1 protein-coding gene is annotated in these 17,952 nt (G+C 64.3%); it reads right to left on the minus strand.

All coding sequences use genetic code 11. From position 1 onward, the window contains the following. A partial coding sequence (locus RKP46_RS01820; protein WP_311105049.1) for a CARDB domain-containing protein occupies positions 1–17,840 on the minus strand: 17,840 nt, incomplete at its 3' end. Positions 17,841–17,952 lie beyond the last annotated feature (112 nt).

Here is a 17,952-nt window from a genome sequence, read left to right on the forward strand (position 1 = left end):
CGACCGCTGTACTGCAAGCGATTGACCGTCAGCTCCTGGCGGAAATCGCCCCAGCCGAAATCATCCGGCCGGAAGGTGCGCGGATCGAGGTCGGGATCGAGTATCTGCGTGATGACGACCTGTTGCGCCGGTGCGCTGGCATCGGCTGCGTTCTCGAAACGAATCGTGTACGCCTCGGTCGCACTGGCGGTAATCCAGTTCTCATCACCAAAGCCCTGCGGCCCGAGGATGTCGTTCGGGTCCCGCGGACGCACCGCGCAGGGCTGATAGATGATCGTGCGCTCGATGCACTCTTCCGGATCGTACTGCACGTCGGTACCGCCGCCAGGCCGGCAATTCGGTGCGTTCTCGGTCACTTTCTTGATGTCTTCCGGCTTGCACTTGAAGCACTCGTCGGGCGGCGGCCCGAACAGCACGCCAGCCAGCGTCTGCGCCTGCAGCGGGACATCGCTGCCGTTCAGGCTCAAGCCGGTCGTCGCGCTCACTTCGCTGGCACCCAGCGTTGCCGAGAGGAGCACCGGCGAAAAGGCGCTGGCGCTCGACCAGACACCGCCCAGGTAGCGCGCGCTGCGCATGCTGGTCTCGCTCGAATCGCCGGCAGCGCTGACGTCTTCGGTCCAGAACGCGGTCAAGGTGCTGCCGACCAGGCCGAGTTCGAGCTGTCCCAGCGTCGCCGCTGCGGCAATCTCCTGCGCCGCGCTCCAGGTGCTGCCGTTCCAGCTTGCGCTGAGCAGGTGCTGTATGCCTGCGCTGTCGGTACTGATCCAGCCGGCCGTCACCTTGCCCGCGGCATCCTTGCTCAAGGTGATGCCCCCATCCTGACCAGCGGTGGCGGCAAGCACCGCCGGAGCCGACCAACTGCTGCCGTCGAATACCGAATACATCACTTCGTTGGCGGCACGCGCGGCCTGCAGGGTATCGAGGTCGGAGTTGTGGTTCAAACTGCTCGTGTCGGCGCGCGTCCAGATGACCATCCGGCGGCCGCTCGCATCGGTCATCGTGTTGACACTGCCATTCCAGCCGAGGCTGCCGGCGATTGCCTGCGGTGCGCTCCAGGCGCTACCGTCATAGGTTGCGACGCGCACTTCGCTGCCGATGTCGCCCAGATTATGCGTCCACGCCGCGTAAGTGCCGGCCGCATCGTGCGCCAGCGCCGGGCTACCGTCGTCGTACAGGTCGCTGCCGACATCGGCGAGCACGGCGTTGCCATAGTCGGCACCGGTACCGATGAGCAAGGCCGAATTCCACGACTGCCGGTACAAGGGGCGCTGCTGCCCAGTCGCGTCGAGCGGCACGAGATCGGACTTTTCGTAACCGAGGAAGTAGGGCTCGGGACTGAAGTCGATACCCCACAGCGTCAGGGTAATGCCGATCTCGCCGCCAAGCTTGGTCAACTGAACCGACGGATAGACGTCGACCTCGGCCACGATGCCGCCTTCGACCTCGAGCTTCCAGTCGTCATCGTCCTTGATCTGAATCCCGGCGTAGGCCTTGACGCTCGCCTCGACGGCAGCCTCCGCGATGACATTCGGCCAGATCCACTCCGGGAAAGGCTCCGCGATGGTCCACCGCAAACCACTGAAATCAAGGCCAATGCTGCCTTTGATGCCGTTGCTTGCTTCGACCACACCGGTCTTGTTGATCGCTGCCGTCGCCCACTCGATGAAGGTCGCAGCGGCCTTGGTCGCCGGCGTCGGAATCGCGCCCAGCATCTTGAGCAGGCCGTTCTTCCAGTCGAGTTCGCCGCTGATACCGATCTTCGCCGTCGCCTGATGGAAATCCCAGTCGTGCGCCGCCAGATCGACCCCCCATTCAGCCTCCAGGTCGCCATGGCCCTCGAGCGTGATGCCCAGATTGTCGCTTTCCAGGCTAAGCTCAGCACCACCGCCAACCGTCAGGCTGGCTTCACACTCATTCTGCGTCGCTTCCCCGTGCAGGCCGATCGTTGCCTTGACATCCATGCCGAGCGCATTCCACGGGCCGTACTCCTTGTCGTAACTGTAGGCAACGCTGGCCTGCGGACGCAGGACGGTCGGCGTCGCCGTCCACAGCAGGGCGCCCGTCGCGACATCGACGACATAGTAATAGACGTCGGCATCGTCCTGAATCGCGACATTTTCCTTCTTGTCGACGATCAGCACCTGACCGCTGCCGATGACGACGACTTCCAGGCCGCGATCGGCGACCACGTCATTCGTCAGGCGGATCGGCGCCGACCACTGGTAGCCGCCACCGGCGCGCGGACGCGCTACGGCGTAGAAGATCTCGCTGTCGTTGCCACCGAGAGCGTCGTTGCCGCCATTCTGCTGCCAGACGGCGATCAGGCCAGGATCCGATCCGTCGAGCACGTTGCCTGCCGCCACCAGGTTGAGGTCGGAAGCACCATCGGCCGACACGGCGCGCGCGTCACGCCAGTTGCTGCCGTCGAACCAGGCGTGCCACGCCTTGCCGTCGCGCAACCAGAGGATGTTGGGCGTGCCGTCGGGCGCGTTCGCCAGCACCGGAGCCGAATCGTCGGTGTGTACGACGCGCGTCGTGTCAAGCACGTAGACGTCGCCCGCCGCAGTATCGGCGCTGAAGCTGACCGCAAAACTCGGCAAGGCAAGAGGCGCACCGCCAAGGACTTCGCCGCTGTCGTCCAGCCCGTTGCGGTTCATGTCGAATACGCCACTCGCCAGACCCAGGCTGTAGTTGCCGGGCAGCAGGCCGCTCAGCGTGAAACGACCGTTGATATCGGTCGTCGCGTAGCCGCCAAGGGCAAGCCCCTGGCTCGTCGTCCGATACGCGGCAAGCTGCACATTGGCCAGTGCTGCGCCGGTTTCGGCGTCACGCAGCCTACCGCTCAGATTCGAAGCCGGACGCCAGTCGGGGTGTTGCTGGTAGACGGTCGCCATCAGCGTGCGCACGTCGCGTACCGGGCTGCCCTGCTCGGAGACGAGCAGCATCGCCTGGTTGAGCATGCGCACGTAGTCGCCCCAGGTGTTGCCCATGGTCACGCGAATACGTCCCCAGAAGACTTCCCAGGCGGCGTTCCACTCGTTGCTGCTCATTCCTTCCGGTGCCAATGGCTTGATCGACTGCTCGATTTCGGTCCACTTGGCGCTGTCGATGAGCCGGCTGTCGGTCGATTGCAGCGTGGCGACGCGGATATCGAACTGCCCCTCGCTCATCGGCGAACGATAAAGCAACTGCTGCGTGTAGCCAGTGTCCGGACGCAGGATGTCCATCGGTCCATCGATGCTGGCGCCCAGGTAATAGATCGGCTGATCGCGCAGATCGCTGCCGGTGTAGCCGATCGGAACGTGACTGCGGCTTGAAATGATCAGCAGCGGCGCCATCGAGTCGCCATCGCCCTGGTTGGTGTATTGCAGGTTGAAACTGTTGACGCGGCCGATCGTCACCTGTCTTGGACCTTCGATGATGCTGAACAGGTTGGCTCCGCGCGCGTCGTCGATAACCGTCACCGCGTCGTTCAGCACTTCGGTCTGCCCGGTCGCCTGCACGGCGACCACGTCGTAACGCCCTTCGGCGGCGAGCAGCAGATTGAAAGTCGCGTACACGCGGCTGGAGTCTTCGACAAACAGGCGCGTTGCGTCGTACAGTCGACCGTCCGGCGCACGCAGCGCGAAACGGGTCGCCTCGGAGAAGCGGGCACCATCGATGCGCAGCGTCGCTTCGCCGGAGTTGCCGACGGTGTCGGTGCGTACTTCGCTGAGCGAGAAGGGGATGACCGCCGAGTTCAGCGTGTAGGCGGGGGCACCGCTGACGTCGGCGCCGTAGGCGAGAATGTAGTAGGTGCCCGCCTGAGTTTCGGGAATCAGGACGACCGGATCGGCATCGTAGGCTTCGCGCGAAGCGTAATCGAAGCGACCCAGGCTGGGCATCGAACCAAAGCGTACGTAAAGCTCATTGGCGACATTGCTGCCCGCACTGTCAAGCCTGATCTGCACCGTTTCGCCGGCGCCGACTTCGAGCTTGTAGTACGCGGCCTGGCGATAGGCCAGTTCACCGCTCACCGATCCACCCAAAGGCAGAACGACGGCGTCCAGCGCCACCGCTTCGAGGCTGGCCGAAAGGTTGTCGGCGTCGCTCGTTTCATTGACGTAATTCAGGATGTCCGAGCGCACGATGACGTGATACTCGCCCGGGTCGACACCGGGCAGCGCAGCGTGCAAGGTCTGCGTGTATTCTTCGCCGCCGGAGAACGGATCGGCCGCAGCGTAGGTGTTCCACACCGAGCCAATGACGGCGTCACCGATGTCCCAGAGCGTGTCGGTGGACAGATAAAGCGTGTCCTTCCACGATCCGACGACGGCGTTCGCCCCAGCGGCGTTGCTCACCCGATAGGTGATGTCGGCAGCCTGACCCGGCACACCATTGGTCGGCACCGTGATCAGTCCGGCCACCAGGTTGGCCGGCGGCGCCAGGCTGACGTTCACCACGCCGGGTGAGCGCGTTGCATTGTTCGTCTCCACCGACTCGGTCACGCTGCCCGTGACATCGGTAACGACAAAGGCATAGAGCTGACCGGTATAGCCGGCCGGCACAGTGAACGCCTGCGTGACATCGTAGTGCTCGCCGACCGCGAGGTCACGGTACTGCAGCACATGGCCGAGATACAGGTCGCTGCTGCGCTCGAGGAAGAGATCGCGCGACAGGTAGACCGAGTCATACCAGTAGCGGGCACCGGTGTTGTCGGTGGTCGACTGATTGGTCACCGTCCACTGCAGCGTAAACGGCTGACCACTGTAGGCGTCGGCGGGCAGGCTGACCGAGGTCACTGCCAGATCGGGACGCAACTCGGACAACGGCCGTTCGCCGCCTGCCCACGCGGCAATCGCCACGCGAGCCGGCGAACTGGCGATGTTATTCGCCTCGCTCGGCGACTCGACAACCGTATTGTGCTGGTCGGTGCGCACGACGACGTAGTAGCTGCCGGCGGTGATCGTCGTCGACAACGTGAAGCTCGCCTCCGCGTCGTACCACTCGCCGGGCGCGAGCACGTTGCTGTGCCGTACCGAGCCAAGACTGATGTCGCCGGCGCCCAGCTCGGGATCGGCCGAGAGAAAGACATCGTCATACCAGTAATTGACGTTGGTCGGCTGCAGGCCAAGGTTCTGCACACGCCAGCTCAGAGAGAGGCTGCTACCCGCGGTCGCCTCGGCGGGCAAATCGCTCACCGTCACCACCTGCAGGTCGGCCGTCTGGCGCAGTACGCTCAATGAATTCAGGGCACTATTGTTTTCGTTGTCGGACTCGAAGACCTGGTTGCCCGCATCGGTGCGGACGAACAAGCGGTACTCGCCGGTGGCCAGAGTGATTGGCAGCGCTACCGAAACGTTGTTGACGCTGTACCCGGCGCCGGCCGCCAGGACGCCGGAGTGCTGGTGACTGTAGAGCGGCACGTCGTCGCCGTTACCGAGCACGTCGTCGAGCGAGGCGACGAGCTGGTCGATCCAGCCGTTCTCGACCGAGTCGCCGCTGCCGTCGTTGCGCACCGTCCACGACGCGCTGATCGTCCGGCCCGCCTCGGCGCTGGCGCTGCTGACAAAACTGCCGGGGACGATGACGAGATCGGCCGGCCGCGAAACAATCGCCATCACGTCACTGACGATCTGATTGTTGCCTTCCGGATAGTAGTTGTTTGCCGGATTGTCCAGGCCCTCGAAGACATGATTCTGCACGTCGGTTCGCATGATTACGCGATACTCGCCGGCGATACCGTTGGGCAGCGTGTAGGTGAAGCTCGCGCTGTAGGATTGATCGGTATCCAGCGCTCCCCAGTGTCCGCGGTCGCCGAGGTGGAGATCCGAGGCATCGAGCACGTTGTCGGTCGACAACCAGAAGCGATCGTTCCAGTAGGCGTTCGGCGTCAGCGTGCCGAAGTTGGTCACCGCATAGGTGAAGGCGAAGCTGTGCCCGGCCTGTGCCGTTGCTGGCAGGTCGATCGCATCCGGTTCGAGGTCAGGCGGTGGCGTCAGCGACACGATCTCGCTGGCGTAGGAGTTGTCGTTGTTGCCTTCGCTGACATACTCATACACCTGGTTGCCAACATCGGTCACGACGAAGAAATGGTAGGTCGTCGGCACGCCGTCAGCCGGCAACCCGATCGGCAGTACGATCGACTCGCTGCGCGAATACGCTGCGCCAGCCTCCAAGGCTCCGTTGTGCCACCACGTGCCGAGCACGATGTCGTCAGTGCTGAAGCTGTCGTCAACCGACATGTAGACGCAGTCGTACCACAGCGCCGCCGGCGCCGTTGTTCCATCGCCGCGGTTGGTCACCGTCCAGGAAACCGTCGCCGCCTGACCCGACCACAGACCGCCGGGTGCGTTCACGCGTACCGAAGACTCCCACTCGTTGTTGTTCGGGTTTCGCGCCACCACCTGCAGGTCCGGCGGCGGCGTCAGCTCGATGACGACCGCGGCGCTGCCGACGTTGTCGCCCTCGTTCTGGTTCTCGAACATGTGGTTGTAGTAGTCAGTCTTGACCAGGTAGTAGTAGGGCCCGGACCAGCCCTGCGGCACCAGGAAGTGCAGACTGCTGGTATAGCTGTTGCCGACGTTGCCGCTTCCCGCCAGATAGCTCGGGTTGCCGACGACGCCAAGCGACAGGTCGCTGCCGTCGAGAACGTTGTCGGTCGACAGGAAAACCGCGTCATACCAGGTGGGGACGCTGCTCGCGCCGACGCCGGTATTGGTCACCGTCCAGCTGATGACCGTGTCGCCCCCCGAGAACGAGTGGTCAGGCGGCGTAACCGCGGTCACCTGCAGGTTGGGCAGCGCCGGATAACGGACGGTCATCGGCTGTTCGCTGACGCGCGCGTTGTTCGCCTCGCCGGCCGGGTGGCTGGACGGCGTTCCAGGCCGCACCTCATAGTGCTGATTGGCGCCGTCCGTCGTCACGACCACCCAGCGGGCGACGTCGCTGACGTTGCCGACATAGTTGTATGGCAGCGAGATGTATTGCGTGCGGGTCGCCGACTCGCCCGGATTCAGCGTGCCCTCGAAGAGGAAACTACCGTAGTGAACGTCGCTACCGGCGACGTTGTCGCTCGACAGTTGAACCAAGTCGTACCAGCCGGAAGCAGCGGCTGTTCCCTGGTTGGTCACCGTCCACGTGATCGGTACCAGCGTGTTGCCACTCGGGTTGAGCACCAGATCGGCGGGCATGCTTACGTTGCTCACGACCAGATCGGGTCTGGCCGGCAAGCGCAGCGTGATCGCCTGGCCGGCGACCGTGTTGTTGTTCTCGTTCGACTCGGGCTGATGGCCAAACGCGTCGGTGCGCAAGATCAGGTAATAGGTGCCCTCGATGGGATCCCAATCAAGCGGCAAGGCCAGATTGATCGTGCTGGAGTAGTCGTCAACCTCGCCGTCGTCCGCCGGCAACGGATTGCGGCTGGCCCATGCGGCGTACAGACGCCGGTCGTTGCCGTCGAGAAGCGCATCCGACGATAGGTAGATCGCGTCGTACCAGTTGTTGCGCGCCGGATCGCTGCCGACGTTTTCGACGCGCCAGATCAGCTCGATGGTGTCGCCCCACAGTGCCGCGGCCGGGTTGCTCAGCGAGATCGCCTGCAGATCAGGCGACTGCAACTGCACGACAGCCGTGTAGCGGTCGTCCGTCTGGCCGTTGGCACCGTCCTGGTTCTGGTCCATGGCGTTGCCCACCCGATCGCCAATGTGCGGGCCAAGCACCATCGTGTACTGGCCCTGCTGCGTCTGTGCGGCAAAATTGACGGTGAGCACGTTGCCCGCCACGCTGACGCTGTTGACGGTGATCGTATTGCCGCTCGGCCCGGTGAAGCTGGCGATGTCCGCCACACTGACGCTGGCTGGATCGAGGTCTTCGCTGAAGGTGAAACTCATCTGGCCGAACGGCGCCGAAGCCTGAGCTTCCGGGTTCTGGCTGACGACATGCGCGCCCGTGTGGTCGACCGTGAAGTGCCCGGTGTACGCGACGTTGCCCAGCCCCTGCAGATCCTGCACAGCACCGGCGGCCAGCGTGTAGGCAAAACTGCCCGCCACGTTGGGCGCGGAAACGGAGAAGCGCAGCGTGCGTCCATCGACCAACGTGACCCCGGTGACTTGGGCGCCGTTGCTCAGCGTCAGGTCGGTCGCCTCGACCGAAGTCGCGAGCAGTCCCTCGGATAGCGTCAAGGTCAGCGTCGTCGGTGGGTTCAGGAAGTTGGCGCCTTCCACCGGGTTGCTGGCGACAACCGTCGGCACCTGCCCCGAGCTGGGCACGCTGCCATTCACTTTGAGGATGTACTCACCCCGATTGGCTTGCGCGGAACTGGCGGCAATCACCCGCACTTCGTAGCGGCCACTGCTCGCTGCCGTGTATAGAATGTTCGCGTTGCGTTCGTCGCCGTCAGCACCGTTGTCGTCACTCGCAACCAGATTGCCGCTCGGATCATAAAGTTCCAGCCGCGCGTCGAGCGTGTTCACCGGCTCGCCCGGCGCGTCGAACGGTGTCGTCGTGCGGATGTCGAGCGCCTGACCTGCCGTGACCTCGATGCTGTAGCGATCATCGTGATCGCCGGCTGCCCACGCCACCGCTTGCTCGAGCAGTCGATCGGCGTCACCGCTGGCAAGCTGGCCGTAGGCGGAAATCATATAGAGCGGCCCGAGGTACACGCCACGACCGGCACCGACGTCGCCAACGACGACCGCTGGCTGCGTCCCGGCACTACCGACCGAGTTGGCAAGAACGCTTGCGCCGGCATCGACGGTCGACGAATACTCGACGTAATAACCGGGCGCAAAATCGCTGACGCCGGCCGACACCGGATGGTCGCCGACGGTAAGGTCGAGCAGCGAGGCATTCGTCTGGTAAGCGTAGCCGATCGTCGTGTCGACCGGGATGATGGCGTCGATGTCCGCCACCGGCACGCCGGTGGTCGCGCCCGCCGAGTAAATCAGCCAGCCGGTCCCGACGACACCACCGCCGGCTTCGACCCACTGCCGCAAGGCCGGCGCGATCGCCGCGATCTGGCCGTGGCTTGTATTGGAATCGCCCAGCATGACCACGTCGTACGCGGCGAGCTCGGCCACGGTGTCGATCTGCGTGTAGGTAACGCTGGTCGCGATGAAGTTGAACCACGTGTCGTCGTTGAGCTGGTTGACGACCTGATTAGCGGCGCCGCTATTCAATACGGCGACGCGGATGCTCCCCTCGCCGCTCCCGGACGCACCGAGATAACCGACGGCTTGCAGCGTCGGGCCGATGTCCTGTACTTCGCTGACGCCGGGGTTCTCGAGACCAATCTCCGCACCACGCGTGACCAGCAAGCTGTAGGGCAGCGTCGCGGCCGAGGAAACGCGCACGGCGTATTCACCAGCCGCTGGCGCAACAAACTGTGAAATCGCCTGATCGACGTTGCCGGCATCGGCGATTCCCAGGGCCAGCCGCGTCCCAGCGAGATCGTACAACTCCAGGCTGAGGCCGCCGGCACCCGGCTGATCGGTACGCGTCACCGCCAGGCTGGCGACCTGCCCAGCCGCCAGGCTGAAACGGTACCAGTCGGCATTGCCAGCGGTGACGGTGCCTAGCGCTGCGAGACGATCGGCCGCTCCTTGCAGGCCAACCGCCGAAGCATCGAGACTTAGGGCAGCAGCCAGGTCATCATTGGCGGCGCCGCCCCAGGCTTCCGCTTCGAACTGCGCATTGAGCAAGAGCTGGACAACATAGTTGCCTGCCCCAGCCAGCCCGCTGATCCGCAGTGTATGAGTGCCGGCCAGAGTGATCGGCAGATTCGCCAGCAGCAGGGTACCGCTGCCGCTCGTCGTGGCGCCCGGAACAAGGTCGCCGTTCGCGTCGAGCAGTTCGATTCGCGCCGACAGCGCGGGATTCTCCAGGGTCAGACGCAATGATGCGAGTTGACCCGCTTGCAGATCGATGGTGAACAAGTCGACATCGGCGGCGGCGTACAGATTGCTGCCGACCTGCGCATCGTTGACCAGAGAGCCGAGCGGCGCCACGCGGCTGAGCGCGAGCGGGGTCACGCCCAAGGCGTCGACCTTGAAGTCGACGACGAAGTCACCTCCGGCGGCGCCATCACCCGACGGCAGGCTGCCCGCGTACTCTCCGTCGAGCAAGTTGTTGCGCCGGTCGCGCAAGCCATCGGCATCGGCGACCAGCGTCAGCCGGTAGTTGCCCTCGGCCAGGTTGCCCAGACTGGCCGATAGCATTCCGTCGACATAGCTGACCGAGGTGGCAATGGACACGCCGGTGTCGAGATTGACCAGCAGCACGTCGTCGGCGCCGAGCCCGCTGCTCGCCAGTTCCTCGCTGAAGCTCGCGCTGTAGACCACGCTGCCCGGGGCCAGCGTATCGCCGCCGAGCAGGCTGCTGACGGTCACTCGCGGTGGTGTTGCGTCCGTTTCAAAAGTCGCGGTAAAGCTGCTCAGCGCCTGGCCCGACACGCTGCTCAGCGCACCTGCCGCGATGCGCACGGCATACGTGGCGTCGCCGTGCGCGGCCTGGTCGATCGCGAAACGCAAGGTATCCGCGTCGACCACCGTCACGCTGCTCGCCGCGATGCCGTCGATCGTCAGGTCGGCAGCATCGACCGAGGTCAACAACAGCGCCTGCGAAAAGTCTACGGTATAGGTCGCCGGATAAATGGCAAGGAGTGTCTGGTCGGCGGGCGTTGTCGTCGTCACATTGAACGGTAGCGGCGTCGCGCTGCCTCCGCTCGCGCTCAGCACGTAACTGCCTTTCGTCTGATTCTCGGCGCGCACTTCGATGCGATAAAGCGCGCCGGCTAGCGCCGCGCCGGGTACTGTGTATTCGATGCGCGCATTGCGGCCATCCGCAGCGCCGTTCTGATCAAGCGCGACAAGGTTCCCATCTGGAGCATAGAGGAACAGTTGCGGATCAAGCAGGTTGACCGGCTCGCCCGCCCCATCGCCCGGCGTCGCCGTTTCGACGATCAGCACATCGCCCGGGTTGACCGCGTACAGATACTGATCCCGGCTGTCGCCGAAGCTCGGCGTTGGCGTGGTGACCGTAACGATCAACTGGTAGCCGCCGGTTCGGTTGGAATACGAGTCGGCAACGACATAGTAGTCGCCGGTATAGGTCGCCGTATAGCCGATATAGGAATTGAGGCTACCATTGTCATCGTTGTAGGTGATCTGGCTGCCGCTACTGTTGTAGAGATGCAAGAAGGGATCGCTGACCCCAGCGTTGTTCAGATTGATCGCCAGAAAGTCGCCGGCTGCCAGACTGACCTTGAAGAAATCCCAGTCCCAATCGCTGCCGACGCTGATCGTTCCATTGACGGTTGCCCGGTACTGGTTGCCGCCGATCGACGAAAAAGAGCCGTTCAGGTCGTTGGCCAAAGGCAGGTCGGCCGCTGAGCCGCCATTCGCAGCGGTGTCGTTAGGTTCGCTCTCGCTGCTGATCGCGCCGACGAAATTGCCCAGATAGCCGAGGACGCGCCCGTCCCCGGCGCCGTCGAGCGAGAGCGTCATCGCCTGGCTGGCCAAGGTATTCGGCTCGAGGTCAAACTGTGCGTTGCGCAATACCAGCAAGCTGTAGCTGGCCGGATCGCCGCTCACCCGAACGTGGAAGACACCGCCTGCCGCCGGCGTGAAGTTCTTGATCAAACGATCGACATCCACCGAGCCAGCAAGGCTGCTCGCCAGCCAGTGCCCTGCGGCGTCATAGAGATCGAGCGTCAGATTGGCCGCTTGCGTGCGGTTGTCGCGCGCCAGCAGCAGGGTTGCGGAATCGCCGGTCGACAGGCTGAAGCCGTACCAGTCGACATCTCCCGCGCTCAGACTGCCGCGCGCAGCACCGCGTGCTGCGCTGCCGGCCAGTGCGATGAAGCTGCCGTCGAGGTCCTGGACATCCTCGCCGGCTTCAACTTCGAGCCGCGTGTTGAGGAAGGCCTGCACCTGATAGGCACCACCGCCGGCCTGCGAAATCGCCCGGAGGGTATACGTACCTGCGCTGGCCACCGGCGCTGTCTGCACAACGACGTTCTGCCCGTCGAGCAAACCGACCGCCTCGGCAAGCGGGCTGCCATCCGGCGCCAGCACGACGATGCTGCCGCGTACGCCGGCCGCCTGCGGAGAGAGAATAACGCTCAGCGTCTGCCCGGCGTCGAGGTTCAAGGTGTAATCGTCGCTGTCACCCGTTCCGTAGAAAACGCCCGTTGCCAGCGGATCGTAGATCAGCGAGCCGTCCGGCTGGATGCCGACGAGTGGCGTTGGATAGGCCGTTGGGCCGACCCGGTCGGTGGCAAAGCGGAGAACGAAATCGCCACCCGGCACACTGTTGCCGGACGGCAGGCTGCCCGAATGTTCCCCGTCGAGGAGCAGGCCGCCAGTGTCGCGGAACGCGTCGTTCCGACTGAACAGCGTCAGCGTGTAGTTGCCCTCGCTCAGGCCGCTGAAGTCGAGCCGCAGCGTACGGGTCTGGTCGTCGTAAACGAAGCCCGTTGCACTGAGCAACGCACCCGAGGTTTCGTTGCGCAGTTGCACGTCGGACGCGTCAAGGACCGCGGCGAGCAGATCCTCCGAGAACTGGATCTGCACCTGCAGGTCGCCGGGAACGACGACCTGGTCCTGCGCGATGCTGGCGGCGACCACCTTGGGCGACGAATCGTCAAAGAGGAAGGTGGACGCGAAATACTGCACCGCTCGCCCACTCAGGTCGAACGTCGTCTCGCCGCCGAGGATCGCCGTATATTCCCCGACGCCATCGAGCGCATTGGCGATATTGAAAAAGACGGTATCGGCATCGGCCATCCAGACGCTTTGCGCAACCGACTCATCGCCGTTCGGGTCGCGGATCACCAGATCCCAGTTGTTGACATGGTCGACGCGCAAGGGCGCGGAAAAATCGAGCCGCAACCAGTTGGGATAAGCAGCGACGGACAGGCCGTCGGCGGGTGCGACGCTGACCACATGCAAGCCCTCGCCGGCGCCGGTCGCGCCGCTGCTGTAGAGCACGTACTCGCCGCCCGTCTCGCCCGCGTCGCGCACCACGACCCGGTAGTCGACCGGGTCGCTGCCCGGGACGGCAAAACCCAACCAGGCATTGCCGCCGTTCCAGGCGTTGTCGTTGTCGAAATCGAGCGCTACCGGATTCCCGGCGAGGTCGAACACCTCGATACGCGGATCGAGGCCGTTGACGAATTCGCCGTTCGCGTCGCTGCCCGGCGTGCGCGTCCACAACTCGACGACATCGCCGCCATTGAGGTGCAGCAGGAAGCCGTCGGTCTCGCCGCCGACAATCGCCCCGAGCACCCTGCCCGACGGACCGATCGCCTGATCGCCGCCATTTTCCAGGCCGAAGTCGGCGTTGCGCGTCAGGACCAGGTTGTAGTCACCCGGTGCGGCGCCGAAGACGCGGACGTAAAAGGTCCCGCTCGGTCCCAGGCCGGGGTGGGCAACGAAGTTGGCGATGACGCGCGCGACTTCGCCTGCACCGGGAAGATCAGACGCGACGAGGTTGCCGTCGGCGTCGACGATCTCCATACGCACATTACCCGCCGACTGCGGATTCTGGTGATGCAGCGCGAGAGTGGCGCTTTCGTAGTCGTTCAGCGTGAACGAATACCAGTCCTGATCGAGTCCAATACGCTGGCCCGGCGCGCCGAGAACGCGCACCTCGCCGACGGCGTAAGCGTCGTCGCCGCCGCTCGCATAAACACGCAGATAACGCGCCGAAACCGCCCCGGCAAAATCTACCCCGTCAACGTATTCCTCGCTGCCGGCCACTGTGCTGATCGTATCCATCCCGTAGCCGACATCGCCCAGGTCTGCCGCGACCGCCAGCAGGCGGTTCCAGGTCTCCCCGTCGGCCGACCAATCGACTGCGTAATCGTCATTATTATCAACGCTGAGCAAAAGATCTGCGACTTCGCGTGCGGCGCCGAGATCAAGAACGACGGCCAGGCCATTGCCGTTCTGCGGATCAAACGTCTGACCCCACCACCAGAAATTGCCGCTCCTGTTCCAGTCGCTGCCCTGCACCGGAATGATTCCGTCGGCGAGCAGGCTGGGCTGGCTTTCGTAGCCACCGCCCTCACCCTGGACGGATACCGAGGACACTGCCAGCGGGTTCTCGGTGGTAATGACGACATCATCCCACGAGCGGTACTTCAGCGCGGCGGGATCGTCGAAGTACTGGAAGCGTATGCGGAACAAGCCGTCAAGCGACCATCCGGCCGCCGCCGCAGCGGCGTCAAGGTCCACGCTGTAGGTATTCCACAGGTCGCCGTACTCGGCGGCCAACTGAACGAGCGGGAACCAGTTCTCGCCATCGGGGCTGAGCGCGACACCGTCAGCGTTGACGTGCCCGCTGAAGCCAACGAAGCGGCCCGCCTCGTCAGTCGCGAAACGCTCGGCAACGGCGTCGAGACCGATTTCGCGAAAACTCAGCGTGGCCTGCGTCAAACCACTCAGATCGACCGCCCACTCCGCTTCCTGCAGTACGCTGTACTTGTTGCCGGCGCCATCGACGTTCGACGAGGAGTTCATCGTCAATTGCCCACTCCCCCCGAGGTTCCAGTCTATCGAGGGCGGGTTCGGATCGCCGGTGATCGTGCGCAGCGTCCACATCGCCTCCGGGTCGCCGGCGAAGGCTTGTTCGGCGACGACGTTGAGCGTCTGCACGCTCAGATTGCCCAGCACCGCGCCGCGCTGTGCACCGTCGCCCAGGTCGATGACGGTCGCACCCAGGTTCTCTGCCGAGGCCGCATCGTTGTTCGTCCCCCAGCCCGCCCGTTCGAGCTCGACCGCCGAGTTGAGCAATACATCGAGTTTGAAGTGACCGGACGTCCAGTTCCCCTGCGCGGGGTCTTGCAGATTGCTGAGCACGATCCGGTAGCGCCCGGCGCTGTCCACCGGCAGGTTGTTCAGACCAACCGCTTCGCCCGCTCCCGTTGCTTCGTAGGCGCCGAGTTGAGTACCGTCGGGAGCAAAGGCCTCGATCCGCGCGCGCAGATCAGGTGCCACCTCGTACAGACCGACCGACAGCCGCTGGCCAGCGTCAAGATCGAGGAAGTAGGTGTCGTAGTCCTCACCCCAAGGCTCGTAGAGGGCACCTTCGCGCGCGGGTTCTGCGCTGCCATAAACCAGCGACCCCGCAGGAGCCCATCTGACCAGCGGCGTTTGATACGCGGCTTCGTCAATGTCCACGCCAAAAACTAGCGCGCGATCGCCGCCTGCCTGCCCATCGCTATCGCCATCGAGCAGATTTCCCGCCACGTCGCGGAAACCTGTGGACTGGCTGAGCACGCTCAGCCGGTACGCGCCTTCGGCCAGCTCGGGAAACGCGACGTAAACCCGATCGCCTTGAAAATCCAGCAACGAGGCAGCAACCGACCGACCGCTGAGCGTATCGACCAGCCGCACGTCCTCCGGCCCCAGCCCAACTGACGACATCATCTCGCTGAAGCCGATACTGAAACCGAAAGCGCCCGCCAACATGCGGTCGCCATCATTGACGCTTTGCCAGGTAACGGTCGGCGCCTGCAGGTCGACATCGAACTGCCGTGTATCTCCCGCGTTGCCAACACTATTGCTCAGATCGTGAATCACATCGGCCGCCAGAGTCATGCTGTAGTGCATGTGCACCGACTGCGCGGCAAGAACGAAGCGCACCGTGGCCGCATCGACGAGCAACGCATCAAGCACCTCGACCGGGTTGCCGTCGCCATCGCTGACGCTCAGATCGCTGGGCGACAGGCCGTCAATCCGCACCGCCTGCGAAAAAGTGAAGTCGACCGCACTCGGGAAAGCCCCGAGTCGCGCCCCGTCAGCAACGGAAACGCCGACCAGATCCATCGCTTGCACGTCCGCCGTGCCAGTCGCCCCGGCCACGTGCAGCGTGTAATCGCCGCTGCCGGACAACGAGCTGACCCGCAAACGGTATGCTCCACCGGCGTCATCCGGAACAAGGTATTCGATCCGCGCATTACGCCCATCGAAGGCGCCATTGTCATCGCTGGCAACCTCTACGCTGGCCAAGCCAGGGGAATACAGTTGCAGGCGCGGGTCAAGACTGTTCAGCGGCGCGCGCACGTCGGCCGGATCGTCGGCGGCCCCACCGAAGGTGGTCGTCGTAATCACCAAGTGATCGCCGGGGTTGGCCGCGATCAGATACTGGTCGCCGGCGCCGAGCGGGTCGCCCGCAGCCCAGGCCACCGCCTGCTCGAGCATGCGATCGGCATCGCCGCTACGCAGCCCGGAACCCGGCGAAAAACCGAAGGCATACGCCGGACCCAGGTACACCGCGTGACCAAACCCGCGGTTGGCCGCCGCAGCAACGGCTCGCGGAGCTTCCTCGCCGCGCTGGACCGTCGCCAAAACGGTCGCATCAGGATCAACCGGTGGCAACGCCACCGGGTTTTCGACATAGCTGCTGTCGCCAGGTCCGCTACCGACGAAAAAGGCGCCAAGCCCCTCGTTGATCGGATGCAGTGCACCGCTCGGCGTCACCCAGACCTCGCTGGTGTAGCTCTGCCCATTGTCCCATGCCGAGGCATTCACTGGCAGAACGGCATCGATCGCCGCTCGGGCTTCGGCAGACAACGATTGTGCAGCCAGCAGGCTGAAGCCCGTTGCCACCACACCACCGCCATTGAAGACGTAGGGTTCCAGAATGCCGGCATAAAGAGCGAACTCGCTCAGTCCCGAACCGGTGCCGCCGACCACGACGACATCGTAGCTCGACATTTCACCCAGCGTATCGATGTCCAGCGGCGCGACCAGGCTGGCGGCAAACCGGCCCTGCGCATCGTCATTGAGCTGACCGACCATCGCGTTCAGCCCACCGTCGAACCCCGGCTGCATTGAGGAGACGACCGCAATGCGCAGTGCGCTGCTGCCTCCGCCAAGATGACCGATGACATCGGCCAACGGACTCAGCGGCTGCGCCTGTAGGGCGCTGTCGTTCGGCTCAACATCCATCCGCGCCTGGCGCAGCGCCACCAGGCTGTAACGCTCGCCGCCACTACCGCTGACCCGCAGGTAGTAGGTACCGGCAAGTGCCGCGAAACCGTCGACGACCTGATCGCTGGTGGCTGCGCCGCGCCGGCCAGCCGCGACGGAACGGCCTGTCGCATCGATAAGCTGCAGCCCAAGCGCCCCGCCACCCCCGGTATCGAGCGCGGTCAAGGCGAGCGAGAGACGCTCGTCGGCCGGCAGTTCGAGGCGGTAAAAATCGGCCGTCCCCGGTTCGACGCTGCCGACAACCGCCGCCCGCTGCCCACCTTCCGGCAGGTCGAGCCAGGCTGGCGCCAGATCCTGCGCGCCCGTGAGATCGTTGTCGCTGACCCCGCCAAGCAGTTCGCTTTCCAGGCTGGCGTTCAGAAAGACGTCGGCATTGAAGTTGCCGCTGCCGGCCAGGTTCTCGACGCGCAGCAGATAGTCGCCGCTGTCCGCCACCGGGAGTGAATCGAGCAGAAGCTTCTCTCCGGCCTGCTGGGCGACCACCTCGCCGAGCGGATCGCCGCCAGCCGGTCCGAAGATCTGAATCTTGCCTTGCAGCTGCGCATCCGCTTCAAAAAGCACGGAGATGCGCTGCCCGGCGTCGAGTAACAGCGTGTAGTCGGTCGTTCCGAGCTCGGCGAAGTGACCCGCGGTGTCGCCTTGCTCGACGCGCTGAATGAACGACCCCAGCGGCGCCACCGGAGTGAAGTCGGCGGAGAGCAGGATGCGTGGTTCGAGGCTTTCGAAGAGGAAGCGGCTGCCTGCAGGCGCAGTGCCCGCTCGTGTCTTTTCCCGACCGGCAGCGCCGAAAAAACGATCGAGCGTCGATTTCAGCAGAGCTGGAATCACTTTGCGCTGGGAAAACATCTTCGACATTCCGTTCATGGCAACTGCCTCCTCGCCCTGGCGGGCGACCAAAAGGGAAACCGCTTCAAACACCCGGACCAAAAAACAACAGGCCGCTCTCGAACGAGGCAGGCCTGTTTGGGTCACACCA

It is taken from the genome of Accumulibacter sp., from assembly GCF_031732815.1.
Lineage (GTDB): Bacteria > Pseudomonadota > Gammaproteobacteria > Burkholderiales > Rhodocyclaceae > Accumulibacter.